We start from the raw sequence: 23,276 nt of genomic DNA, 5'->3' as shown, positions 1-23,276 counted from the left end.
CGCTCCTCGTCTGCCTGCCTTTTACCTGTCGCCGCCGCTGCGACAGCCTGCGGAGACCCCTGATGAGCGAATCCATCGAACGCGACGAACGTCACCTGGCGCGCATGCAGCGCAAGAAGGCGATCATCGACGAGCGCATCGCCAATTCCCCCAATGAATGCGGCCTGCTGCTGGTGCTGACCGGCAACGGCAAGGGCAAGAGCAGCTCGGCCTTCGGCATGCTTGCCCGCGCCCTTGGCCATGGCATGCAGTGCGGCGTGGTGCAGTTCATCAAAGGCCGCAACAGCACCGGCGAGGAGCTGTTTTTCCGCCGATTTCCCGAGCAGGTGCGTTATCACGTGATGGGCGAGGGCTTTACCTGGGAAACCCAGGACCGCCAGCGCGACATCGCCGCTGCCGAGGCCGCCTGGGCGGTGTCGCGGCAGTTGCTGCAGGACCCCTCTATCCAGTTCGTCGTGCTCGATGAGCTGAACATCGCCCTCAAGCACGGCTACCTGGACCTCGACCAGGTGCTATCGGATATCCAGGCGCGTCCGCCGATGCAGCATGTGATCGTCACGGGGCGCGCTGCCAAGCCGGAGATGATCGAACTGGCCGACACCGTCACCGAGATGGGCATGCTCAAGCACGCCTTCCAGGCCGGTATCCGCGCGCAGAAGGGCGTCGAACTGTGAGTGAGTCGCGCCAGTGTCCCGCCGTGCTGATCGCGGCCCCGGCCTCGGGCCAGGGCAAGACCACGGTCACTGCCGCCCTGGCCCGCCTGCACCGCAACCTCGGGCGCACGGTGCGGGTGTTCAAGTGCGGGCCTGACTTTCTCGACCCGATGATCCTCGAGCGCGCCAGCGGTGCGCCGGTCTACCAGCTCGACCTGTGGATGATCGGCGCCGAGGAGAGTCGCCGCCTGTTGTGGGAAGCGGCGGGCGAGGCCGACCTGATCCTGATCGAGGGCGTGATGGGCCTGTTCGACGGCACGCCGTCGAGCGCCGACCTGGCGCGCCACTTCGGCGTGCCGGTGTTGGCGGTGATCGACGGCACGGCCATGGCCCAGACCTTTGGTGCCTTGGCTCTAGGCCTGGCGCGCTACCAGCCCGACCTGCCGTTCGCCGGGGTGCTGGCCAACCGGGTCGGCAGCCTGCGTCATGCGCAACTGCTCGAAGGCAGCCTGACCGAAGGCCTGCGCTGGTACGGCGGGTTGTCCCGCGAGCGCGGCATCGAACTGCCCAGCCGTCACCTTGGCCTGGTCCAGGCCAGCGAGTTGAACGACCTGGATGCACGCCTGGATGCCGCCGCCGAAGCCCTGGGCGCCAGTTGCGATGCCGCGCTGCCGCCACCGGTCCGTTTTGCCGAGCCTGAGCCTGTGAATGTGACTGCGTCGCTGGCCGGAGCGCGCATCGGTGTGGCCCGCGATGAGGCCTTCGCCTTCACCTATGGCGCCAATCTTGACTTGCTGCGTGGCCTCGGTGCGCACCTGGAATTCTTCTCGCCGGTGCATGACCGCGAGCTACCCGTGGTGGACAGTCTCTACCTGCCCGGCGGCTACCCCGAACTGCATCACCAGGCGCTGGCCGCCAACGCGCCGATGCTGGAAGCGATCCGCGCCCATCATGCCGCCGGCAAGCCGTTGCTGGCCGAGTGCGGCGGCATGCTCTACCTGCTCGACGCGCTGACCGACGTGGCGGGCGAGCGCGCCACGCTGCTGGGCCTGCTGCCGGGCGAGGCGACCATGCAGAAGCGCCTGGCGGCCCTGGCCCTGCAGGCGGTCGAACTACCCGAAGGCACCCTGCGAGGCCACACCTACCACCACTCGCTGACCAGCACGGAGCTTGCGCCGATCGCCCGCGGCCAGAGCCCCAACGGCGGTCGGGGCAACGAGGCGGTCTATCGTCTGGGGCGTCTGACCGCCTCCTACGTGCACTTCTACTTCCCCTCCAACCCCGACGCGGCGGCGGCGCTGCTGCGACCATGAGCCGACACGCCTACAGCGAAGCCGAACGCCAGGCCATCTACCGGGCCATTGGCGAACGCCGCGACATGCGCCATTTTGCCGGGGGCGAGGTGGCCCCCGAGTTGCTCGGACGCCTGCTCGCCGCCGCCCACCAGGCGCCCAGCGTGGGCCTGATGCAGCCGTGGCGGTTCATCCGTATCAGCCAGCGTGCCTTGCGCGAGCGGATCCAGGCGCTGGTGGAGCAGGAGCGGGTGCGCACCGCCGAGGCCCTGGGCGAGCGCTCCGATGAATTCATGAAGCTCAAGGTCGAAGGCATCAACGACTGCGCCGAAGTGCTGGTGGCCGCGTTGATGGACAAGCGCGAGGCGCATGTCTTCGGCCGCCGCACCCTGCCCGAGATGGACTTGGCCTCGCTGGCCTGCGCCATCCAGAACCTGTGGCTGGCGGCACGCGCCGAAGGGTTGGGCATGGGCTGGGTATCGCTGTTCGACCCCGAGGCCCTGGCCGAACTGCTGGGCATGCCCGCGGGCGCCAAGCCCATGGCGGTGCTGTGCCTGGGGCCGGTGACCGAGTTCTATCCGGCGCCGATGCTGGTGCTGGAAGACTGGGCCGAACAGCGGCCCTTGAGCGAGATGCTGTACGAGAACCATTGGGGAGAGCGTCCATGAGCGTGGCCTTGCTGACCGTGGCGGGCGTGGCCCTGGATGCGCTGCTGGGCGAGCCGCGCCGGCGTCATCCGCTGGTGGGCTTCGGCAACTTCGCATCGCGCCTGGAGCAACGTTTCAACGCCGGTGGGTGCGGCTGGCGCAGCCATGGCGTCACCGCGTGGTTCCTGGCGGTGGTGCCGCTGACCCTGCTGGCGCTGATCCTGTCCTGGCTGCCGTACATCGGCTGGCTGGTGGATGTGCTTGCGCTGTACTGCGCCCTGGGCCTGCGCAGCCTGGGCGAGCATGTGCTGCCGGTGGCCCAGGCCTTGCGCCAGGGGGACCTGGCCGAGGCGCGGCGGCGTGTCGGTTACCTGGTCAGCCGCGAAACCCGCGAGCTGGACGAGCCCGCCGTGGCCCGGGCGGCCACCGAGTCGGTGTTGGAAAACGGCAGCGACGCGGTGTTTGCCGCGCTGTTCTGGTTTGTCGTGGCCGGTGCGCCGGGGGTGGTGCTGTACCGCCTGAGCAATACCCTGGATGCCATGTGGGGCTATCGCAACGAGCGCTTCGAACGCTTTGGCTGGTGCGCGGCGCGCATCGACGATGGGCTGAACTATATTCCCGCCAGGCTGGTGGCGCTGACCTATGCGCTGCTGGGCAAGACCCGCCTGGCCCTGGCCTGCTGGCGCAACCAGGCGCCGCTGTGGGATAGCCCCAACGCCGGCCCGGTGATGGCCGCGGGTGCCGGCGCGCTGGGCGTGGAGCTGGGCGGCCCGGCGGTGTATCACGGCGAGCTGCATGAACGACCGCGCCTGGGTGAAGGGCCGATGGCCGACGCCCAGGCCATCGAGCGCGGCTGGAGCCTGGTGCAGCGCGGCGTGTGGTTGTGGGTGCTGTTGATCTGCGTGGGAGCCTATCTGAATGCTTGAACACGGTGGCCGCCTGCTGCGGGCGGTGAAACAGTACGCCATTCCACGGGAGCAGTGGCTCGACCTGTCCAGCGGTATCGCGCCATGGTCCTATCCGATACCGCCGATTCCGCTGGAGGCCTGGGCCCGTCTGCCGGAGACCGAAGACGGCCTGGAGACGGCGGCGCGAAAGTACTATGGCGCGCAGCCGTTGCTGGCGGTGGCCGGCTCCCAGGCGGCGATCCAGGCCTTGCCGCACCTGCGCCCGAGCGGGCGGGTCGGGGTCCTGTCGCCGTGCTATGCCGAGCATCCGCATGCCTGGGCACGGGCAGGGCACACGTTGGTCGAACTGGACGAGACCGAGGTCGAGGACGTGCTCGACAGTCTTGACGTCCTGGTGCTGGTCAACCCCAACAATCCCACCGGCCGTCGGGTAACCCGCGAACGCCTGCTGGCCTGGCATGCGCGTCTGGCCGAGCGCGGTGGCTGGCTGCTGGTGGACGAAGCCTTCATGGACAATACGCCCGAACACAGCGTGGTCGAGCAGGCCGGGCAACCTGGCCTGATCGTGTTGCGCTCGTTCGGCAAGTTCTTCGGCCTGGCCGGTGTGCGGTTGGGCTTCGTCGTCGCCCAGGCGGATGTGCTGCGACGTCTGGCCGAGGCACTCGGGCCCTGGGCCGTCAGCGGCCCGACCCGAGTGCTGGGGCAGGCCTGTTTCGCCGACGACGCGGCGCACCTGGCGCAGATTGCCCGTTGCGCCCAGGCCAGCCAGCGCCTGGCCTCGTTGCTCGACGGCGCGGGCCTGCCACCCAGTGGCGGCTGCGACCTGTTCCAGTACGTGCGTGATGAGCGCGCCGCGCACCTGCATGACTTTCTCGCCCGCCGCGGCATTCTGGTGCGCCTGTTCGATCAGCCGCCCGCGCTGCGTTTCGGCCTGCCCGCCACGGCCGCTGACGAACAACGCCTGGCCCAGGCCCTGGCGGACTATCAGAAGGAATCGGCATGACCACCCTCATGGTGCAAGGCACCACCTCCGATGCCGGCAAGAGCACGCTGGTGACCGCCCTGTGCCGCTGGCTGCTGCGCCAGGGCATCGCCGTGGTGCCGTTCAAGCCGCAGAACATGGCGCTCAACAGCGCCGTGACCGCCGACGGTGGCGAGATCGGCCGCGCCCAGGCGGTGCAGGCCCAGGCCTGCCGGCTGGCGCCGCACACCGACATGAACCCGGTGCTGCTCAAGCCCAACAGCGACACCGGCGCCCAGGTGATCGTCCATGGCCGCGCGGTGACCAGCATGAACGCCGTCGCCTACCACGACTACAAGGCCATCGCCATGCAGGCGGTGCTGGCGTCCCACGAGCGCCTGAGCGAAGCCTACCCGGTGGTGATGGTCGAAGGCGCCGGCTCCCCGGCGGAGATCAACCTGCGTGCCGGCGACATCGCCAACATGGGCTTCGCCGAGGCGGTCGACTGCCCGGTGATCCTGGTGGCCGACATCAACCGCGGCGGCGTGTTCGCCCACCTGGTCGGCACCCTGGAACTGCTGTCGGCGAGCGAGCAGGCGCGGGTCAAGGGCTTTGTCATCAACCGTTTCCGTGGCGACATTGCCTTGCTGCAACCGGGCCTGGACTGGCTGGAGCAGCGCACCGGCAAGCCGGTGCTGGGCGTGTTGCCCTATGTCACCGACCTGCACCTGGAGGCCGAGGACGGGATCGATACCCGCCAGGGGGCGAAGGGCGAGCGCGTGCTCAAGGTGATCGTCCCGGTGCTGCCGCGAATCAGCAACCACACCGACTTCGACCCGCTGCGCCTGCATCCGCAGGTGGACCTGCAGTTCATCGGCCCGGGCCAGCCGATCCCAGCCGCCGACCTGATCATCCTGCCCGGCTCCAAGAGCGTGCGCGGCGACCTGGCGCAACTGCGCGAGCGTGGCTGGGATACCGCCATCGCCCGGCACCTGCGCTACGGCGGCAAGCTCATCGGCATCTGCGGTGGCCTGCAGATGCTCGGCGAGCAGGTGCATGATCCACTGGGCCTGGAAGGGCCCGCCGGCTCCAGTGCGGGCCTCGGCCTGCTGGCCTACAGCACCGTGCTGGAGGCCGAGAAGCAGCTGCGCAACGTGGCCGGCACGCTCGATCTCGAGCAGGTTCCGGTGTCGGGTTACGAGATCCATGCCGGGGTTACCCACGGTCCGGCGCTGGAGCGTCCGGCGGTGCTACTAACCGATGGCCGCGCCGACGGGGCCATCAGCGCCGACGGGCAGATCCTCGCCACCTACCTGCATGGCCTGTTCGAGGGCAGCCAGTCGTGCGCCGCGCTGCTGCGCTGGGCGGGTCTGGCCGAGGTGCAGCCCATCGACTACGAAGCCCTGCGCGAACGCGATATCGAACGCCTGGCCGACCTGGTCGAGCAGCACCTGGACACCGCGCGCCTGCGCCAACTGTGTGGAGTCGTCTGACATGCGCAGCCTGATCCTCGGCGGCGCCCGTTCGGGCAAGAGCCGCCTGGCCGAGCAACTGGCCGAGACCAGCGGCCTGCCGGTGACCTATATCGCCACCAGCCAGCCGCTGGATGGCGAGATGAATGAACGCGTGCGTCTGCACCGCGAGCGCCGTCCGGCCCATTGGGGGCTGGTGGAGGAACCCCTGGCGCTGGCTGATGTGCTGTACGCCGAAGCCGCCGAAGGGCGCTGCCTGCTGGTGGACTGCCTGACCCTGTGGCTGACCAACCTGCTGATGCTCGAGGATGACCTGCGCCTGGCGCAGGAGCGCGATGCGCTGCTCGATTGCCTGGAACAGCTGCCGGGCACCCTTGTCCTGGTCAGCAACGAAACCGGCCTGGGCGTGGTGCCCATGGGCGAACTGACCCGTCGCTACGTCGACCTGGCGGGCACGCTGCACCAGGCCGTGGCCGAGCGCTGCCAACGCGTGGTGCTGACTGTCGCTGGTCTCCCTCTCATGCTCAAAGGACCTGCCCTATGACCCAGATGTGGTGGCGTGACGCCTGCCAACCCCTCGACACCGCCGCCATGGACCAGGCCCGCGCTCGTCAGCAGCAGCTGACCAAACCGGCCGGCTCCCTCGGCCAACTCGAAGGCCTGGCGATACGCCTGGCCGGCCTGCAAGGGCGCGAGCGTCCCAGCCTGGAGCGGATCGCCATCACGATCTTCGCCGGCGACCATGGCGTGGTGGAGGAGGGCATCTCTGCCTACCCGCAGGCGGTGACCGGACAGATGCTGCGCAATTTCGTCGGCGGTGGCGCGGCGATCAGCGTGCTGGCGCGCCAGCTGGACGCAGACCTTGAGGTGGTCGACCTCGGTACCATCGACCCGACGCTGCAACTGCCCGGTGTCCATCACCTGAGTCTTGGGCCTGGCACGGCCAATTTCGCCTGTCAGCCGGCGATGAGCGATGCGCAACTGGCTGCGGCGCTGCAGGCCGGACGCGACAGCGCCCTGCGTGCACTCGACAACGGCGCCCAGCTGTTCATCGGCGGGGAAATGGGCATCGGCAACACCACCGCGGCGGCGGCGCTGGCCAGCACGTTGCTGGGCTGCCCGGCGCGTGAGCTGAGCGGCCCGGGCACCGGCCTGGACAGCGCCGGCGTGCGGCACAAGGCCGAAGTGATCGAGCGCGCCCTGGTGCTGCACGGTCTGCGCGCCGACCAGCCGTTGCAGGCGCTGGCCTGTGTCGGCGGCTTCGAGATCGCCGCGCTGGCCGGCGCCTACTTGGCGTGCGCACAGCATGGCGTGGCGGTACTGGTCGATGGTTTCATCTGCAGTGTCGCCGCCCTGGTGGCGGTACGCCTCAATCCACAGTGCCGCCCCTGGCTGCTGTTCGCCCACCAGGGCGCCGAGCCGGGGCACAAGGCCTTGCTGGCGGCCCTGGAAGCCGAGCCGCTGCTGACCCTGGGCTTGCGCCTGGGCGAGGGCAGCGGTGCGGCGCTGGCGGTGCCGCTGATCCGCCTGGCCTGCGCGCTGCATGGGCAAATGGCGACCTTCGCCGAGGCGGCGGTGGCGGATCGCCCGGCATGATCCTCGACCTGCTGCGCCACGGCGAGACGGAAAAAGGGGGCGGCTTGCGCGGCAGCCTCGACGACGCCTTGACCGAGACTGGCTGGGCGCAGATGCGCCAGGCCGTCACCGACGTCGGCCCCTGGGACGTGCTGGTCAGTTCGCCGCTGCAGCGCTGCGCGGCGTTCGCCGATGAGCTGGGCGCGCGCCTGAACCTGCCGGTGTTGCGCGAGGCTGGTGTGCGCGAGCTGCACTTCGGTGAGTGGGAAGGGCAAAGCGCCGCGCAGATCATGCAGGTCGACGCCGATGCCCTGGGGCAGTTCTGGAATGATCCGTATGCCTTCACCCCGCCGGGCGGCGAACCGGTGCTGGCCTTTGCCGAACGGGTGCTGGCGGCGGTCGAGGGTTTGCGCCGTGTGCATGCAGGCAAGCGCGTGCTGCTGGTCACCCATGGTGGGGTGATGCGTCTTCTCCTGGCACGGGCACGTGGCTTGCCGCGTGAGCAATTGCTGCAGGTCGAGGTCGGGCACGGCGCGCTGGTGCGACTGATGCTGGATCACGACGGGCAAATGCGCGAGGTGGGTTGAGATGCTGCCGTTCTGGATCGCCCTGCAGTTCCTCAGTAGCTTGCCGGTCCGCTTGCCGGGCATGCCGGAGCCCCGCGAGATGGGGCGCTCGCTGCTGTGCTATCCGCTGGTGGGGCTGCTGTTTGGCCTGTTGCTGTGGCTGGCCAGCCATCTGCTGCAAGGCACTGCGGCGCCCTTGCACGCGGCCTTGTTGCTGGCGCTGTGGGTGCTGCTCAGCGGCGGGCTGCACCTGGACGGCCTGGCCGACAGCGCCGATGCGTGGCTGGGGGGCTTCGGTGATCGCGAACGCACCTTGCAGATCATGAAGGACCCGCGTAGCGGGCCGATTGCCGTGGTCACGCTGGTGCTGGTATTGCTGCTGAAGTTCTGCGCCCTCTGGGTGCTGGTCGAGCGGGGCGCTGACGGCCTGTTGGTGTTGGCTCCGGTGGTGGGGCGGGCGGCGATGCTCGGGTTGTTTCTCGGCACGCCCTACGTGCGCGCGGGCGGGCTGGGCGCGGCCTTGGCCGAACACCTGCCCCGGCGCGGTGCGGGCTGGGTATTGCTGGGCTGTGCGCTGGTCGGCCTGGCGCTGGGAGGCTGGGCGGTGTTGTGGCCGCTGCTGGCGGCGTTGCTCGTATTCGTGTGGCTGCGTCTGCTGATGTGCCGTCGGCTGGGGGGAACCACAGGGGATACGGCTGGGGCGTTGCTGGAACTGCTGGAACTGACGGTGGTGGTTACCCTGGCGCTGTTAGTCTAGCAGCCCTTGGGTTTGTGTCGCTTCCACAGGGGGCAGGATGTGCCCTGCATGGATCTCGGAAACCAATTCCACGTATTGCGCTTATCCTCGTTTGCTCCTCAAAACCACCAAGAGCCCCTGCCATGCACCCCTGGATGCTCGCCAGTCTGCTGGCCACCAGCAACTGCATTGGGCCTTCTACAGCTTCCGTGAGGGCAGTTGGGATGGCATGGATTACGAGCTGGGTTCGGCCAAGGTGCCGTGGCGCTATTGGCAAGCCATCGAGAACGCCGCGCCGGACCCCTTGCCGCGCAAGGCCACGGCTGAGTTCGAGCCGATCCGCCAGCGCCTGCTACCCAAACCGACACCGTGAAGTTTCTTGCAACATCCATAATGCGGGTATATACACGTATCCATGCTGACCAGTGAATGCATCTGTACCCATTTGCGTCGCGCCGCCCGTGGGGTGAGCCGACATTACGACGAGGCCCTTGCCGGCTTCGGCATCAATGTCGCCCAGTTTTCCCTGCTGCGCCAGGTGCAGCGCCTCGACCGCCCCAGCATCACCTGCCTGGCCGAGGCCATGGGCCTGGAGCGCAGTACCTTGGGCCGCAATCTCAAGGTGCTCGAGGCCGACGGCCTGGTGCGTCTTGCCGGCGGCGACGACCAGCGCAATCGCGTGGTGCTGCTGAGCGAAGCGGGCAAGGCGTGCCTGGACGCCGCCTACCCGGCTTGGCAGCAGGCCCAGAGGCAGTTGGTGGAACGGCTGGGCGAAAGCCAGCGTGACGAGTTGGTGCGCTTGCTGGAGCAGCTTGCCTGAACGACTACGATAGAAAGCGGGTATATACCCGCATAAACCTTGCGATGGGCTGGAGACAACGACAATGACTTCCCTTTGGCGGAGCAGCGGTTGGGTACTTCTGGGGGCGGCGCTGATCCTGGCGCTGTCGCTGGGGGTGCGACATGGTTTCGGCCTGTTCCTGGCGCCGATGAGCGCCGAGTTCGGCTGGGGTCGTGAGGTGTTCGCCTTCGCCATCGCCTTGCAGAACCTGATCTGGGGCCTGGCCCAGCCGTTTACCGGCGCCCTGGCCGACCGCCTGGGCGCGGCCAAAGTGGTGGTGATCGGCGGCATCCTCTACACCGCTGGCCTGGTGATGATGGGCATGGCCGACTCGGCCTGGTCGCTGTCGCTGAGCGCCGGCCTGCTGATCGGCATCGGCCTGTCCGGCACCTCGTTCTCGGTGATCCTTGGGGTGGTCGGGCGCGCCGTGCCGCCGGAAAAGCGCAGCATGGCCATGGGTATCGCCAGCGCCGCCGGCTCCTTTGGCCAGTTCGCCATGCTTCCCGGCACCTTGGGCCTTATCCAGTGGCTGGGTTGGTCGGCGGCCTTGCTGGTGCTGGGCCTGATGGTGGCGTTGATCGTGCCGTTCGTAGGCCTGTTGCGTGATAACCCGCTGCCTAGCCATGGCGCCGAACAGAGCCTTGGCCAGGCGCTGCGCGAAGCTTGCTCGCACTCCGGCTTCTGGTTGCTGGCGCTAGGCTTCTTCGTCTGCGGCTTCCAGGTAGTGTTCATCGGCGTGCACCTGCCGGCCTACCTGGTCGACCAGCACTTGCCGGCGATCACCGGCACCACCGTGCTGGCGCTGGTCGGCCTGTTCAATATCGTCGGCACCTATACCGCCGGCTGGCTCGGCGGGCGCATGTCCAAGCCGCGCCTGCTGACCGGCTTGTACCTGCTGCGCGCCGTGGTCATCGTGCTGTTCCTCTGGGCGCCGGTGACCCAGTTCAGTGCCTACCTGTTCGGTATTGCCATGGGCCTGCTGTGGCTGTCCACGGTGCCGCTGACCAACGGCACCGTTGCCACGCTGTTCGGCGTGCGCAACCTGTCGATGCTCGGCGGTATCGTGTTCCTGTTCCACCAGCTGGGCGCGTTCCTCGGCGGCTGGCTGGGTGGGGTGGTCTATGACCAGACCGGCAGCTATGACCTGGTGTGGCAGATCTCGATCCTGCTCAGCCTGCTGGCCGCGGCCCTTAACTGGCCGGTGCGCGAGCGCCCGGTCGCCCGCCTGCAGGCCCAGGCCGCGTGAACGGCCTGCTCGGGCGTGGCTTGCTGCTGATCGCCGCGATACTGGTGCTGGCGCTGGTGTGGTGGGGCTGGCACAAGGGCGGGCTGGCGTTGATGCAGTTGGGCATGAGCCTGTGTTAAGCGCTACCCTGCACAATCAAGGAATCATGTGCAGGAGACCGCTATCATGCATGCCCGCTGGCTAACCCTCCCTTTGCTGGCCCTGGCCGCAGCCACTTCGAGCTGGGCAGCCGATTGTCCGGCGTTGCTCCAGGGCAGCCTGCCGGAGCTGCGCGGCAAGGAGCAGATTGACCTGTGCCAGCGTTTCGCCGGCAAGCCGCTGGTGGTGATCAACACCGCCAGCTACTGCGGCTTCGCCCCGCAGTTCGAAGGCCTCGAAGCTACCTATAAGGACTACCGCGAACAGGGCCTGGAAATGCTCGGCGTGCCGTCCAACGACTTCAAGCAGGAAGACGCCGACAGCGACAAGACCGCCAAGGTCTGCTATGCCAACTACGGCGTGACCTTCACCATGACCAAGGCCCAGCCGGTGCGCGGCAAGGACGCGATCCCGCTGTTCGTCGAGCTGGCCCGGCAGAGCAGCGCGCCGAAGTGGAACTTCTACAAGTATGTGGTGGACCGCAAGGGCAAGGTGATCGGCAACTTTTCCAGCCTGACCAAGCCTGATGATCCGGCGTTCAGGGCGGCGATCGACAAGGCGATTGCTTCGCAGCCTTGAGGACCATGAGCGGCCTATCCGAACTGGTATATAGGCCAGTTTCGGCAGGAGGATGTTGATGGCTTCACTGAGCCAGTAATTGCCCGGATACGCGCCTGCTGGTTAGCCAACTGGTGAAGCTGCAATTATTTTTGCCCAGCTACGAAGTGACATTGTCTAGCTAGTAGATAAGCGCCTCGCTTACTCAGGGTGCACAGTCAGCGCAACCAGTCGAATGACTACTGGTCGCACCATCAATACACAGAAGAACGCTACGGGCATCGCCAGCTGGTACGCCTTGAGTACGTTGTGCAGGTAGTCGGCAGAGACCCCGCCATTGGCGGCGGTAATCACGAAGCACATCAACAATGCCATGATCGCTGACATGTAGAACGCGAACACATAGGGTGTGGCGCCTGCGCGCAATTTGCGACGATTCCGGATCGAGGACAATTCGTTCATGGGGGCCTCTGTTCGAATGAATGAGCGTGCAGGTTAACAAGGGCTGTACGCGACGCTGTAGACGCTGTTCACTGAGTTCTTTATAAAGAGAAACTTACGAATCAGCCAGGCATCCCATGGACCTGCTCAACGCCATCCGCAGTTTCATCAAGGTCGTCGAAGCCGGCAGCATTGCCGGCGGTGCTCGCAATCTGGGTCTCAGCCCCGCAGCCGTTAGCCAGAACCTGGCGCGGCTGGAGACGCATCTGCAGGTGCGCTTGCTGACCCGCACCACTCGCAGCATGGCCCTGACGCCGCCCGGCAGCCTGTACTACGAGCGCGTACGGCATATCGAGCGTGATCTTGCCCAGGCCGAGCTTGCGGTCACCACGCCGGACAGCGAGCCTCAGGGGCGCTTGTGCATTGCCTCGACATCGGCCTTCGGACGGCACGTGCTGGCGCCGCTCATCCCGGCATTTAGCGCCCGTTATCCGCTGCTTTCGATAGAGTTGGTGATGGCTGATCGCAAGGTCAATCACGCCCGCGAAGACGTGGATGTGAGCCTGCGCATCACGCCGCAGCTGGAAGACCACTTGTTGGCTAGGCATATAGCCCGTATTCCTTTCATCTGCTGCGCAGCACCCGGCTACCTGGCCAGGGCCGGTTTGCCGGCCACACCAGAGGCTTTGCACGATCACAGTTGTTTAGTGTTCCGCTACCCGGTGGATGGCCGATTCCTGCCCTGGGGATTCATGCGTGACGGTATGCGCTTCGAGGCCCGCTTCGGTCGGGTGCTGATCAGTGATGATATCGACGCATTAACCCAGATGGCGCTGAATGATGGTGGTATTACCCGCCTGGCCGAGTTCGTCGTGCGCCCGCACCTGGATGCCGGCCGGCTGGTGCCGCTGTTTGAATTCGGCGACAGCGGGCAGGCCTATGCCCAGACCGAGCCGATGGATATATACCTGTGCCTGGCTGACCGCTTTGCACTGACGACCAAGGTGCGAGTGTTCATGGAATACCTGCAGCAGTGCCTGGGCCAGCAGTGGTGCGCACAGGCATGAAAAAACCGCCACGAGGGCGGTTCTTCATGCTGCGACAGTGACTCAGAAGCGATAGGTCAGCGAAGCACCGACGCCGTGAGCGCTGTTTTCGTACTTGGCCTGGTAAGTACCCTTGGTCGGGCTTGCCAGGTTGACCTTGGTGTCTTCCTCCCACAAGTAGGAGTAGGCCACGTCGATGGTCATGTCGTCGTTGGGGCTCCAGCCGGCACCCAGGCTGAAGATCTTGCGATCGCCCGTGGGGATGCGCGGCGAACGGTCCTGGTTGTTGGTTGGCGACTGGTCGACCGAGAAGCCGGTACGCAGTGTCCACTGCTTGTTCACCTTGTAGGACGCACCAACCGCGCCTGCCCAGGTGTCATGCCAGTTTTGTTCCTCGGTGATGGTGCCGAATTGCCCACGCAGCGCCGCTGGGACTTCGTTGTCGACGGTGATGTCCTTCAGGCGGCTCCAGCGCGTGAAGGTGGTACCTGCGTACAGGGTCCACTGGTCGTCGAGCTCATGGGTGACCGAGAAGTCCACCGACTCAGGGGTCTTGATCTTCAACTCGGCATCGAACTTACTGCCACTGTACGGGCCGATCAGGACGCTGTTGACCTTGGTGTTGCCTTCGAGCTTGTAGTCCACCATCGAGTGGTAGGTCAGGCCGAGGCGGGTGTGGTCGGTGGCCTGGACCAGGATGCCGATGTTGTAGCCGACCGCGGTATCGTCGCCCTTGATTTTCACTTCGCCATCGTTACGGCCAGGGGTGAAGCGGTTGACGATGTTCGAACCCAGCTCGCCCTTGATACGGTTGATTGTCGGGCCGAAGCCTATCGACACCTTGTCGTTGAATGCATAGCTGATGGTGGGCTGGAAGGTCACCACTTCGACATGGCTCTTCTTGCCCCAGTAGCGTGCGGCATCGCCGCTGCCGTAGTCGGTCACCAGGCCAAAGGGTACATAGACGCCGAAACCGAGAGCCCAGTGGTCATCGATCGGCTTGACGTAGTAGCCCATCGGCACGCCGACGGTCGGGACCATGTCGCCGTCGGTTTCCCCCCCGAAGTTGCTGCCACGGCCTGAAATATCGGACTTGGCGAAGATGGCTGCGCCACCCACGGTGACTTCCTGACGTTTGAGGCGTGACATGCCTGCCGGGTTTCCGTAAACGGTGCTGGCATCATCGGCAGAGGAAGAACGCCCCGCAAAACCTGTTCCCATGCCGCTGACACTTTGTTCGTTCAGCGCGAAACCGCTGGCGAGCAAGTGGCTGGAAGCGAAGGCAACGGCAATACCGAGAGAGGTTTTGAGCAATACTTTTTTCATTATTAGAAACTCCTTGGGATCTCCGAGGCGGAAAGCTACCAATAAATTCCACTCCACGCTATAGCCTAGAACGCAGGAGATAGAGCGGTTTTGTAGGACAATCCGACCAAAATTCCGTTTTTTTGGGTGTAGGACGCATTGGCTCAGGAGACTGGGGTGAGCATTGGCTCGATACAGTGGTGCCAGGCCTGGGTGAAGTCCCGCAGGCGCCCTTGGGGCTGGAAGGTCTGCCGCCAAATCCGTGCCAGGCCCAGCAGATCGTCGGCCGCCGGCAAGGGCAGGGCTTGCTCTTCGATCAGCATCCAGGCGATGGCGGTGGCGTAGCGCAGGTTGACGGTGAGTTCGAGGTGCGGGCCGCCGAGGAAGGCGTGCTGGCTGGCCAGGCCGCGCACCAGGCTGGCCAGTTCGGGGTCGCGGGCAAGGTATTCGTCCCACAGGCAACGGTGACGATTCCCACCGATCCGGTAAAGCCCATGGCCACGTCGGTCATGCAGGGCGGCCCCCAGCGCAGACTGGCTCGCGGCAACGCCCAGTAACAAAGCTTCGGCGCTGTCGCTGTGGCGACCCAGGTAGATCAGGGTCGGCCGAATCACATATCGACTCAACTCGTTCGCAGCGATGCCCATGATGCCCTCTGCTGAAAAGGGCCGACGGGCGCTGGAGCTTGGCAGCTGGTGAGTGGTCAGGCCCGCCGGAAGCGGCAGAGGCCGCTCGAGTTGAAGTGTAGTGTGATAACAGTGGTGTAAAAGGCTGTTTTTAAATCGATTGCAGCCCGAAGGCGCAGGGCATATGCCCATTGGCGATTAGGCCAATTACCTTCAGGCTGGGTTTTGCATCGCGTATTCATGGCGTGAATTACCCGCCATTCATTCATGCGGTCAGCGACTGGCGGGTGCGCTCGATCACCGCTTGCAGCGGTTCTGCCCGGTTGTACTGCTCCGGATAGAGGCGCTCGCTGTGGCAGGCGATGCCATGCTCGTCGACCAGGGTGAAGCTGAAGCTGCCCTTGCGTGGGGCAACGATGAGGCACTTCAATGGGGCGAAGGCCTGGGAAAGGGTGCCGAAGGCAACCTGGATTTGTTGATGGTTACTCATATTGTTGGATGTTCCTGCGTAAGACACGGTGTTTGATCCGTGCACAATAGAAACGTTCCAGTGACGTCTTTATTAAGGAGACGCAGAACCTGACTGGAACAGGGCAGCCAGAGGGGCGCATGCAATAAGTGGGCGCTGGGCTGACTGGTAGGTACGACAGAAGGCAGGCAGCACACCGACACCAGGGTTCTGGGCGTCGGGGAAGATCCTGATCAATCTGAAACGTGATTCGTGCTGGGCAAGGTTTGCCGAGTGAATCATCGAATGGGCCGGTCCCGATGGGGCAGTGCTTGCTCGTTACCGAGCACTTGGGCTGCAGGGACTGAGTGGCCAGAATGACTTCAGCTGGGTACTAACGGGGCGCAACCCTACACGAACTTTTCGGGGTTGGCAAGTTTTTGGCTTTTCTAGCGGTAAGCCGATAATTATGTCGTCAATCGCACCTGGTGTGAAGAGGGTGAAATGTTCAGCCAACCACCCTCCTGTACTGATTCCGTGCACCGCGATGCCATTTGTTGGTGCGGTTGTACACACTCGGTTGAACAGTTGTAACCCTCTTGCAACGTCCTGTGGACGGCTCGCCAATGACTTGACTGGGGGCTTAAGTCAATGAAAAAAAACACTAATTTTTGCTGGTGAAAAAATCGTCAGTTTGACTGAAAGCCCCATTTCACAGGGGTTTGCGAGCTACCTCAAGGGGTTGTCCACCGAGTTATCCACAGGTTCTGTGGATTGTCCCGGGCGCTTGCTCTAGGACGGGCGTGCCAGCTGTTTCATCCATTGTCCGACAATCGGTGGGTAGTGGTGGCATCGGCATTTTCCTTGGGAAAACGTCAAGAAAAAATCGTGGAAAAAAATGGCGATCAGCCGAAAGTCGCCCAGGTCAGTCCACAAAAAAAGGAGTAGAGTGGCGCGCCTCTCGAATCACCCTTGCTGTAGGTCATGAAGCTTCGCGGTAAACACCTCGCCAGTCCTGATGCCTCGCCATCGCTGCCCTCCTCCAAGCGTTTTTCCCTGAAAGTGGCCCTGTGGCTGCTCGACAGTCCGCGCCTGGGGGATAAGCCCAGCGTCAAGCACCTGGCCGGGCGCATGCTCAAGCAGCCGGCGCGTCAGGGCGTGGTGGTGGCCCAGAGCCGCCTGGGGCAGATGCTCTGCCGCGACTGCGGCAATGCCCGCGACCGGCGCATCGGTCATGAACTGCTGCGCCAGGCGGCCCGCGCCGGTGATCGCCGGGCCCAACTGGAGTATGGCCGGTTGTGCCAGGCCCAGGAGCCGGAGCAGTCCCGCTATTGGCTGGAGCTGGCGGCGGGGCAGGGCTCGCAGGAGGCGCGGCGGTTGTTGCGCCAGTGGTTCGGTAGTTAACCGGAGCAGCTGTGTAAAACCATTTGTTGGGGGGCGCATGGCTGAGGTGCTCTCTTGCTGGGTACTGACCACCCAACCCTGTCACCAGGCTGATAAGCTGCGCAGCATTCGTCAATGTTCGATCGGGGTAGGCATGACAGTGGATCTGACCAGCATTTTGCTGGGCTTGGTGGCGGGCGCCGTGCCCTGCCTGGGCTGGGTCATGCAGGTTCAGCGCGGACAGGGGGCGCGCAAGGCCGAGCAGGCCTTGCTCGAAGAGCGCCTGAATGCCGCCCAGTTGACCCAGGCCGGCCTGCTGGCCCAGCTGGAGGCCAGTCGCGACGAGATCAGCGACCTCAGCGAGGCCAACACCATCAAGCAGACCCAGCTGGCCGCCCAGGGCAGGGAACTGGAGCTGCTGCAGATCGACCGCGACAACGCCCGTGATGCCGCCCATGCCTGGCACCTGGAGCGCGCCAACCGCGAGGCCGAGCTGCGCCGTCTCGAGGCCCAGGCTGCACGCCTGGAAGCCGAGCTGCGTGAACAGCAGGAGAGCCACCAGCAACGCCTCGAAGACCTGCAGGAAGCCCGCGACACCCTGCGCGCGCAGTTCGCCGACCTTGCCACCAAGATCTTCGACGAGCGCGAGCAACGCTTCGCCCAGACCAGCCAGCAGCACCTGGGCCAGTTGCTCGACCCGCTCAAGGAGCGTATCCAGGCGTTCGAGAAGCGCGTCGAGGAAAGCTACCAGCAGGAGGCCCGCGAGCGCTTCTCCCTGGGCAAGGAACTCGAGCGCCTGCAGCAGCTCAACCTGCGCCTGTCCGACGAGGCCACCAACCTTACCCAGGCGCTCAAGGGCCAGAAGACCCAGGGCAACTGGGGCGAACTGATCCTGGAGCGGGTGCTGGAGCACGCGGGCCTCGAAAAGGGCCGCGAATACCAGACCCAGGTCAGCCTGCGCAGCGCCGATGGCGAGCGCTTCCAGCCCGATGTGCTGATCATGCTGCCGGGCGACAAGCAGGTGGTGGTGGATGCCAAGGTCAGCCTGACGGCCTACCAGCAGTTCGTCGGCAACAACGACGAAGCCGCGCTCAAACAGCACGTACAGTCGCTGCGCAATCACGTCAAGGGCTTGTCCAGCAAGGATTACAGCCGCCTTGAGGGCTTGCACAGCCTCGACTTCGTGCTGCTGTTCGTGCCCATCGAGGCGGCTTTCTCGGCGGCGCTGCAGGCCGAGCCCAACCTGTTCCAGGAGGCCTTTGACCGACAGATCGTGATCGTCAGCCCGACCACCTTGCTCGCCACCCTGCGGGTGATCGACAGCCTGTGGAAGCAGGAACGCCAGGGGCAGAACGCCCGCGAGATCGCCGAGCGCGCCGGCTGGCTGTACGACAAGTTTGTGCTCTTCATTCAGGACCTGGACGAGCTCGGCGCACGCCTTGCCCAGGTGGACAAGGCCTACGCCGCGGCACGCAACAAGCTGTGCGAGGGGCGCGGCAACCTGGTCAGCCGCAGCGAGCAGCTCAAGCTGCTCGGCGCCCGGGCCAGCAAGAGCCTGCCGGCTGAGTTGATTGAGCGCGCCCTAAACGATGAGGCGCTTACTGAACCAGGCTCAGATGCCGATTGAGCAGGGCGCGCAGGGCTGCCGGCTTGACCGGCTTGGCCAGGTAGTCGAGGCCTGCGGCATGCACCATGGCGATGGTCTCGTTGCGCCCGTCGGCGCTGATCACCACCCCGGGCACCGGCTCGCCCAGGCGTGTTCGTAGCCAGCCCATCAGCCCGGTACCGGTCTCGCCGTCATCCAGGTGGTAGTCCACCAGCGCCAGGTGCGGGCGCAGGCCCTTGCCGAGCAGGGCCTCGCATTCGGCCTGGTTGCGCGCGGTCCACACCTGACAACCCCAACGGCTGAGCAGGCTGTTCATGCCGATCAGGATGCTGTCCTCGTTGTCCACGCACAATACCTGCAGCCCGGCCAGCGGCTGCCCGGCCTGCTCCACGGGGGCGGGCGTCGCGGGCGCTGGGCTGTGGGCGATGGGCACGCTGACGCGGAACACGCTGCCCTTGCCCGGCCAGGAGCGTACCTCCAGCGGATGCCCGAGCACCCGGCACAGGCCGTCGGCGATCGCCAGGCCCAGGCCCAGGCCTTTCTCGGCGCGGGTCTGGTGGCTGTCCAGGCGCTTGAACTCCTGGAAGATCACCTGCAGCTTGTCGTCGGCGATGCCCGGGCCACGGTCCCACACCTCCAGCCACAGGCGTCCACTTTGTCGCCGCGCACCCAGCAGCAGCGGGCTCTTGCCGTAGCGCAGGGCGTTGGTGAGGAAGTTCTGCAGCACCCGGCGCAGCAGTTTCATGTCGCTGTCCACCCGCAGGCGGCTGCCGCGCAGGCGGAACTCCAGGCCCTTCTCGGCGGCCAGCACCTTGAACTCGGCGCCGAGGGTGTCAAACAGCTCGTTGAGGGCGAAGGGCTTGATGTCGGGGGTGACCTTGCCGTTCTCCAGTCGCGAGATATCGAGCAGGTCGCTGATCAGTTCCTCGGCCGAGCGCAGCGAGCTGTCCATGTGCTGCACCAGTTGCCGGGCCTCGTCGTTCATGGCCTCGGCTTGCTGCGACAGAGCGGCGGAGAACAGCCGGGCAGCGTTGAGCGGCTGCATCAGGTCGTGGCTGACGGCGGCGAGGAAGCGGGTCTTGGACTGGCTGACCGCCTCGGCGCGGCTCTTGGCCTCGGTCAACGCCTGGTTGAGCTGCGACAGCTCGTGGGTGCGCTCGGCGACGCGTTGCTCCAGGCCCTCGTTGGAGTCGCGCAGGGCCTGTTCGGCCTCGCGGAACGGGGTGATGTCGGTAAAGCTCATGACGAAGCCGCCGCCAGGCATCGGGTTGCCGATCAGCTCGATCACCCGGCCATTGGGGAACAGCCGCTCGGAGGAGTGGGCCCGGCCCTGGCGCATCCAGTGCAGGCGCCGCGCCACATGCACCTGGGCCTCGCCCGGCCCGCACAGACCGCGCTCGGCGTTGTAGCGGATGATGTCGGCGATCGGCCGGCCGACGCTGATCAACCCGTCGGGGTAGTTGAACAGCTCCAGGTAGCGGCGGTTCCAGGCCACCAGGCGCAGGTTCTGGTCGACCACGCTGATACCCTGATTGATGTTCTCGATGGCGCCCTGCAGCAGCGCGCGGTTGAACTGCAGCACCTCGCTGGCTTCGTCGGCGATGCGCACCACATCCTCAAGCTGCATGTCGCGGCCTTCGATGGCGGCCTTGACCACGGCGCGGGTCGAGGAGGTGCCGAGCACGCCGGCCAGCAGCCGTTCGGTGTGCTCGATCCAGTCACCATCGGCGTTCTGATTGGGGTTGAAGCCCTTGCCCTGGCGGTAGGCGAAGCGGATGAAGCTTTGCCGGGCGCGCTCCTCGCCGACGAAGCGCGCGGCGAGCTTGAGCAGGTCGTCGATCTGCACCGCCAGCAGGGGTTTGCTGGAGGGGCGGGCGCTGGTCTGCTGGCCGATGAAGCGCCCAGCCTGCCAGTGCTCGGAAACCCGTGTGCGGGACAGGATCGAAACCCAGGCGAACAGGGTGAAGTTGCCCGCCAGCGACAGCACCACGCCCTGGGTGAGCGGGGTGATCGGCAGGTTGAGCGGGTTGCCGTGCAGCCAGGCCAGCCCCGGGAACAGCTGCAGCGACCAGCCCAGGCTGTGGGCGGCGATCGGCAGCACCAGGGTGTAGAACCACAGGAAGATGCCGGCGGCCAGGCCCGCGAACACGCCGCGGCGGTTGGCCTGCTTCCAGTACAGCGCGCCGAGCATCGCCGGGGTCAGCTGGGTCACCGCGGCGAAGGCGATCTGGCCGATGGTCGCCAGGCTCGCGGTGGAGCCAAGCAGCCGGTAGCTGACGTAGGCCAGCAGCAGGATGACGACGATGGTCACCCGGCGCACCGAGAGCATCCAGTGGCGGAACACCTCGAACGGCCGCTCGGCGTTGTTGCGCCGCAGCAGCCAGGGCAGCAGCATGTCGTTGGAGACCATGGTCGACAGCGCCACGGCCTCGACGATGACCATGCCGGTGGCCGCCGAGGCGCCGCCGATGAACGCCAGCAGAGCCAGGCTCGGGTGGGCCTCGGCCAGCGGCAGGCTGATCACGAACGAATCGGAAATCACCGTGCCCGGCAGCAGCATCTGCCCGGCCAGGGCGATGGGCACCACGAACAGCGCGGCCAGGGCCAGGTACAGCGGGAACACCCAGCGGGCCAGGCGCATGTCCTGGGGCTCGATGTTTTCCACCACGGTGACGTGGAACTGCCGGGGCAGGCAGATGATCGCCATCATCGCCACGGCGGTCTGCACCACCATCGACGGCCAGTTGATGGTCTCTTCCCAGTAGTCGCTCAGGTGCACCGACTGCCGCGCCTGGGTGAACAGGTCGTCGAAGCCGTCATACAGGTTGAACACCACGAAGACGCCCACGGCAAGGAAGGCCAGCAGCTTGACGAGCGATTCGAAGGCAATCGCCAGGACCATGCCGCGGTGGTGTTCGGTGACGTCCAGGCTACGGGTGCCGAAGACAATGGCGAACAGCGCCAGCACCAGCGATACCACCAGCGCGGTGTCCTGCACCCGGCTGCCGGTGGCATCGGCGTTGGCGCCGATCAACAGGTTCACCCCCAGCACGATGCCCTTGAGCTGCAGGGCGATGTACGGCAGCACCCCGACCAGGCAGATCAGTGCCACCACCACCGCCAGGGTCTGCGACTTGCCATAGCGGGCGGCGATGAAGTCGGCGATCGAGGTGATGTTCTGCTGCTTGCTGATCAGCACCATCTTCTGCAGTACCCAGGGGGCGAAGATCAGCAACAGCACCGGCCCCAGGTAGATGGGCAGGAACGCCCAGAGCTGCTCGGCGGCCTGGCCGACCGCGCCGAAGAAGGTCCAACTGGTGCAGTACACCGCCAGCGACAGGCTGTACACCCAGGCGCGCAGGCGCGGCGGCAACGGCGTGCTGCGGCGGTCGCCATAGAAGGCGATGGCGAACATGATGGCCATGTAGGCCAGGGCGACCACGGCGATCAGCCCGCTGGACAACGACATGCAAACTCCGGAGCAAAAAAGAAAACGCGGTCCCGATCAATCAGTCTGGCACGCAGGGCGCGGTTCGTCAGCGCCGACGATGGTCGCAGTGGCAGGACGTCGCAGGGCCCGCGATCGGCCGGTATTGCCAACTAAGGCTGGCGGGCGGTGCGTGTTCCCAGCCAGTAGAACACCGCCGCCAGCATCACCGACCCGATCAACAGATAGAACACCGTCACCGGCACCACATGCCCCAGTGCCAGGCCTACCAGGATCGGCCCGAGCCCAGCGCCCAGGTTGGAGAGGTTCTGCGCGCCATAATAAACCCCGCGCAGATGCTCCGGCGCAATCAGGTCGATGAACATGAACTCGGCCGGAATCACGATGATCTCGCCCAGGGTGAACACCAGCATGGCCAGGCACCACGCCGGCGCCGAAGCAGCCACGGAGAACCCCAGCAACCCGGCAGCGAACATGGCCATGCCAGCCATCAGCCAGGGCATCAGGTGCTGACGGGTGATGCGTCGGCCGATCAGGTATTGCAGGCCGATCACTCCCAGGGCATTGGTGGTTACCAGGTAGCCGGCCAGGCGCGCCACCTCGGCGGGATCGTTCAGGGTCACCACCAGGTACTGCGAAAGGTAGGCGGTGAACTGGCCGAACACCACGGCACTGAGCACGCCGCCCAGGGTGAAGCACACCAGGCGCCGGTCGCGCAGCATGCCCAGGGCGACCTGGGCGAAGCCCGCTGCCGGCCGGTCATCGCGCAGGCTCAGCAAGCTGCGTTCGCCAAGGCGGTAATAGACCAGGCTCAGGCCGAGGCCGATCAGGGCCGAAACCACGAACGGCAGGTGGTCGTCCGCCTCGATCAGCAGCACCCCAAGCATCGGCCCCGCGGCCCAGGCGATGTTGTTGAAGGTGTACTTGATGGCGAATACTTCGCCGCGTCGGTTCTCTGCCAGCAAGGCGCAGAACCCGGCCTTGGCGGCAATGTCGACCACGGTCTGGGCCAGGTAGGCCACCACCAGGAAGCAGAAGAACAGCGCAGCCGAAGTGCTGGCCACGATGCCGACGAAGGCCAGGGCGAACACCGAGGTGCAGGCGACGATCAGCGTATGACTGCGCAGGGTGTCGACCAGGTGTCCGCCATAGAGGCTGAGCATTGATGCCAGGAGCATCGCGCCGCCGACCAGCAGGCCGGTCTGGCCGACCGACAGGCCCAGGTGCGTTGACAGGTACACCACCAGATAGGGCAGGGTGATCGCCCGGGCCATGGTCAAGGTGAAGGTGGTGAACAACAGCAGGCGAACCGCAGCGGGGTAGCCTTTAAGGGCGCGGAGCATCGACAGATCCTTGTCATTGTCAGCGGTCAAGCATATG

At 65.7% G+C, this 23,276-nt stretch carries 23 protein-coding genes and 1 pseudogene; 18 read left to right on the top strand and 6 right to left on the bottom strand.

The window, feature by feature from the left end; translation table 11 throughout:
- Nucleotides 1-62 precede the first annotated feature (62 nt).
- The 15 genes and pseudogenes from cobO (at nt 63) to AC25ND_RS22300 (ending at nt 11,614) form a co-directional block, all read left to right on the top strand.
- Nucleotides 63-674 (top strand): cob(I)yrinic acid a,c-diamide adenosyltransferase, encoded by a 612-nt coding sequence (gene cobO, locus AC25ND_RS22370; RefSeq protein ID WP_028690903.1) that lies wholly within the window; start codon nt 63-65, stop codon nt 672-674.
- Complete coding sequence (locus AC25ND_RS22365; protein ID WP_028690902.1) at nt 671-1,966, top strand: cobyrinic acid a,c-diamide synthase CobB; 1,296 nt, start codon at nt 671-673, stop codon at nt 1,964-1,966. The genes cobO and AC25ND_RS22365 overlap by 4 nt, the downstream gene beginning before the upstream one ends.
- Nucleotides 1,963-2,613 carry a 5,6-dimethylbenzimidazole synthase gene (bluB, locus tag AC25ND_RS22360; protein ID WP_028690901.1) on the top strand — a complete coding sequence of 217 codons (651 nt, stop codon included), beginning with the start codon at nt 1,963-1,965 and terminating at the stop codon, nt 2,611-2,613. The genes AC25ND_RS22365 and bluB overlap by 4 nt, the downstream gene beginning before the upstream one ends.
- A complete protein-coding gene (gene cbiB, locus AC25ND_RS22355) occupies nt 2,610-3,518 on the top strand; it encodes an adenosylcobinamide-phosphate synthase CbiB (RefSeq protein ID WP_088851797.1) in 909 nt (302 codons plus the stop codon). Before bluB ends, cbiB begins: the two co-directional genes overlap by 4 nt.
- Nucleotides 3,511-4,503, top strand: a complete 993-nt coding sequence (gene cobD / locus AC25ND_RS22350; protein ID WP_088851798.1) for a threonine-phosphate decarboxylase CobD — start codon at nt 3,511-3,513, stop codon at nt 4,501-4,503. Before cbiB ends, cobD begins: the two co-directional genes overlap by 8 nt.
- Entirely contained in the window at nt 4,500-5,954 is a 1,455-nt protein-coding gene (locus tag AC25ND_RS22345; protein WP_186596717.1) for a cobyric acid synthase, read from the top strand. Before cobD ends, AC25ND_RS22345 begins: the two co-directional genes overlap by 4 nt.
- Before the next feature lies 1 nt (nt 5,955).
- Entirely contained in the window at nt 5,956-6,477 is a 522-nt protein-coding gene (gene cobU / locus AC25ND_RS22340; protein WP_028690897.1) for a bifunctional adenosylcobinamide kinase/adenosylcobinamide-phosphate guanylyltransferase, read from the top strand.
- Nucleotides 6,474-7,529 (top strand): nicotinate-nucleotide--dimethylbenzimidazole phosphoribosyltransferase, encoded by a 1,056-nt coding sequence (gene cobT, locus AC25ND_RS22335; RefSeq protein ID WP_028690896.1) that lies wholly within the window; start codon nt 6,474-6,476, stop codon nt 7,527-7,529. The genes cobU and cobT overlap by 4 nt, the downstream gene beginning before the upstream one ends.
- Nucleotides 7,526-8,095, top strand: coding sequence for an alpha-ribazole phosphatase family protein (gene cobC, locus AC25ND_RS22330; RefSeq protein WP_028690895.1), 570 nt, complete (start codon nt 7,526-7,528; stop codon nt 8,093-8,095). The genes cobT and cobC overlap by 4 nt, the downstream gene beginning before the upstream one ends.
- 1 nt (nt 8,096) lies before the next feature.
- The gene (locus tag AC25ND_RS22325) at nt 8,097-8,831 is read left to right on the top strand and encodes an adenosylcobinamide-GDP ribazoletransferase (RefSeq protein ID WP_186596715.1); all 735 of its coding nucleotides are present in this window, start codon (nt 8,097-8,099) and stop codon (nt 8,829-8,831) included.
- A 160-nt stretch (nt 8,832-8,991) separates the two neighbouring features.
- A pseudogene (locus AC25ND_RS22320) lies at nt 8,992-9,183 on the top strand (glycosyl hydrolase); the annotation flags it as partial.
- Between the two features lie 42 nt (nt 9,184-9,225).
- A complete protein-coding gene (locus AC25ND_RS22315; RefSeq protein ID WP_186596713.1) occupies nt 9,226-9,630 on the top strand; it encodes a MarR family winged helix-turn-helix transcriptional regulator in 405 nt (134 codons plus the stop codon).
- Nucleotides 9,631-9,694: 64 nt separating this feature from the next.
- Nucleotides 9,695-10,897: an MFS transporter gene (locus AC25ND_RS22310; protein ID WP_028690891.1), complete on the top strand. Its 1,203-nt coding sequence runs from the start codon at nt 9,695-9,697 to the stop codon at nt 10,895-10,897.
- Nucleotides 10,894-11,016, top strand: a complete 123-nt coding sequence (locus AC25ND_RS22305) for a hypothetical protein (RefSeq protein ID WP_256582037.1) — start codon at nt 10,894-10,896, stop codon at nt 11,014-11,016. The genes AC25ND_RS22310 and AC25ND_RS22305 overlap by 4 nt, the downstream gene beginning before the upstream one ends.
- Nucleotides 11,017-11,062: 46 nt before the next feature.
- Nucleotides 11,063-11,614: a glutathione peroxidase gene (locus tag AC25ND_RS22300; protein ID WP_028690890.1), complete on the top strand. Its 552-nt coding sequence runs from the start codon at nt 11,063-11,065 to the stop codon at nt 11,612-11,614.
- A 180-nt stretch (nt 11,615-11,794) separates the two neighbouring features.
- Here the strand turns inward: AC25ND_RS22300 and AC25ND_RS22295 are convergent, their stop codons facing one another.
- Nucleotides 11,795-12,055: a DUF2798 domain-containing protein gene (locus tag AC25ND_RS22295; protein WP_186596711.1), complete on the bottom strand. Its 261-nt coding sequence runs from the start codon at nt 12,053-12,055 to the stop codon at nt 11,795-11,797.
- A 116-nt stretch (nt 12,056-12,171) separates the two neighbouring features.
- Between AC25ND_RS22295 and AC25ND_RS22290 the strand changes: the two genes are divergently transcribed.
- The gene (locus AC25ND_RS22290) at nt 12,172-13,101 is read left to right on the top strand and encodes a LysR family transcriptional regulator (RefSeq protein ID WP_062361425.1); all 930 of its coding nucleotides are present in this window, start codon (nt 12,172-12,174) and stop codon (nt 13,099-13,101) included.
- 42 nt (nt 13,102-13,143) lie between these two features.
- Here the strand turns inward: AC25ND_RS22290 and AC25ND_RS22285 are convergent, their stop codons facing one another.
- From AC25ND_RS22285 to AC25ND_RS22275, 3 genes are all read right to left on the bottom strand, one after another.
- A complete protein-coding gene (locus tag AC25ND_RS22285) occupies nt 13,144-14,406 on the bottom strand; it encodes an OmpP1/FadL family transporter (protein WP_028690887.1) in 1,263 nt (420 codons plus the stop codon).
- Between the two features lie 143 nt (nt 14,407-14,549).
- A complete protein-coding gene (locus AC25ND_RS22280) occupies nt 14,550-15,032 on the bottom strand; it encodes a hypothetical protein (RefSeq protein ID WP_186596709.1) in 483 nt (160 codons plus the stop codon).
- A gap of 244 nt (nt 15,033-15,276) precedes the next feature.
- Nucleotides 15,277-15,501, bottom strand: coding sequence for a hypothetical protein (locus tag AC25ND_RS22275; RefSeq protein WP_028690885.1), 225 nt, complete (start codon nt 15,499-15,501; stop codon nt 15,277-15,279).
- 942 nt (nt 15,502-16,443) lie between these two features.
- Here AC25ND_RS22275 and AC25ND_RS22270 point away from each other — a divergent pair.
- Nucleotides 16,444-16,863 carry a tetratricopeptide repeat protein gene (locus AC25ND_RS22270; protein ID WP_069017446.1) on the top strand — a complete coding sequence of 140 codons (420 nt, stop codon included), beginning with the start codon at nt 16,444-16,446 and terminating at the stop codon, nt 16,861-16,863.
- Nucleotides 16,864-17,110: 247 nt separating this feature from the next.
- Complete coding sequence (locus tag AC25ND_RS22265; RefSeq protein ID WP_175406197.1) at nt 17,111-18,469, top strand: DNA recombination protein RmuC; 1,359 nt, start codon at nt 17,111-17,113, stop codon at nt 18,467-18,469.
- On the opposite strand, the gene AC25ND_RS22260 is transcribed toward AC25ND_RS22265, so the two are convergent.
- Both AC25ND_RS22260 and AC25ND_RS22255 read right to left on the bottom strand, forming a co-directional pair.
- The gene (locus AC25ND_RS22260; protein ID WP_186596706.1) at nt 18,441-21,917 is read right to left on the bottom strand and encodes a hybrid sensor histidine kinase/response regulator; all 3,477 of its coding nucleotides are present in this window, start codon (nt 21,915-21,917) and stop codon (nt 18,441-18,443) included. The two genes, AC25ND_RS22265 and AC25ND_RS22260, sit on opposite strands and share 29 nt — an antisense overlap.
- A gap of 131 nt (nt 21,918-22,048) precedes the next feature.
- Nucleotides 22,049-23,239, bottom strand: a complete 1,191-nt coding sequence (locus AC25ND_RS22255; protein ID WP_186596704.1) for an MFS transporter — start codon at nt 23,237-23,239, stop codon at nt 22,049-22,051.
- Nucleotides 23,240-23,276: the final 37 nt, after the last annotated feature.

It is taken from the genome of Pseudomonas sp. P110(2024) (assembly GCF_057480795.1).
Note: the sequence above shows the minus strand (reverse complement) of the source record. Positions and strands in the feature narration are given on the sequence as shown.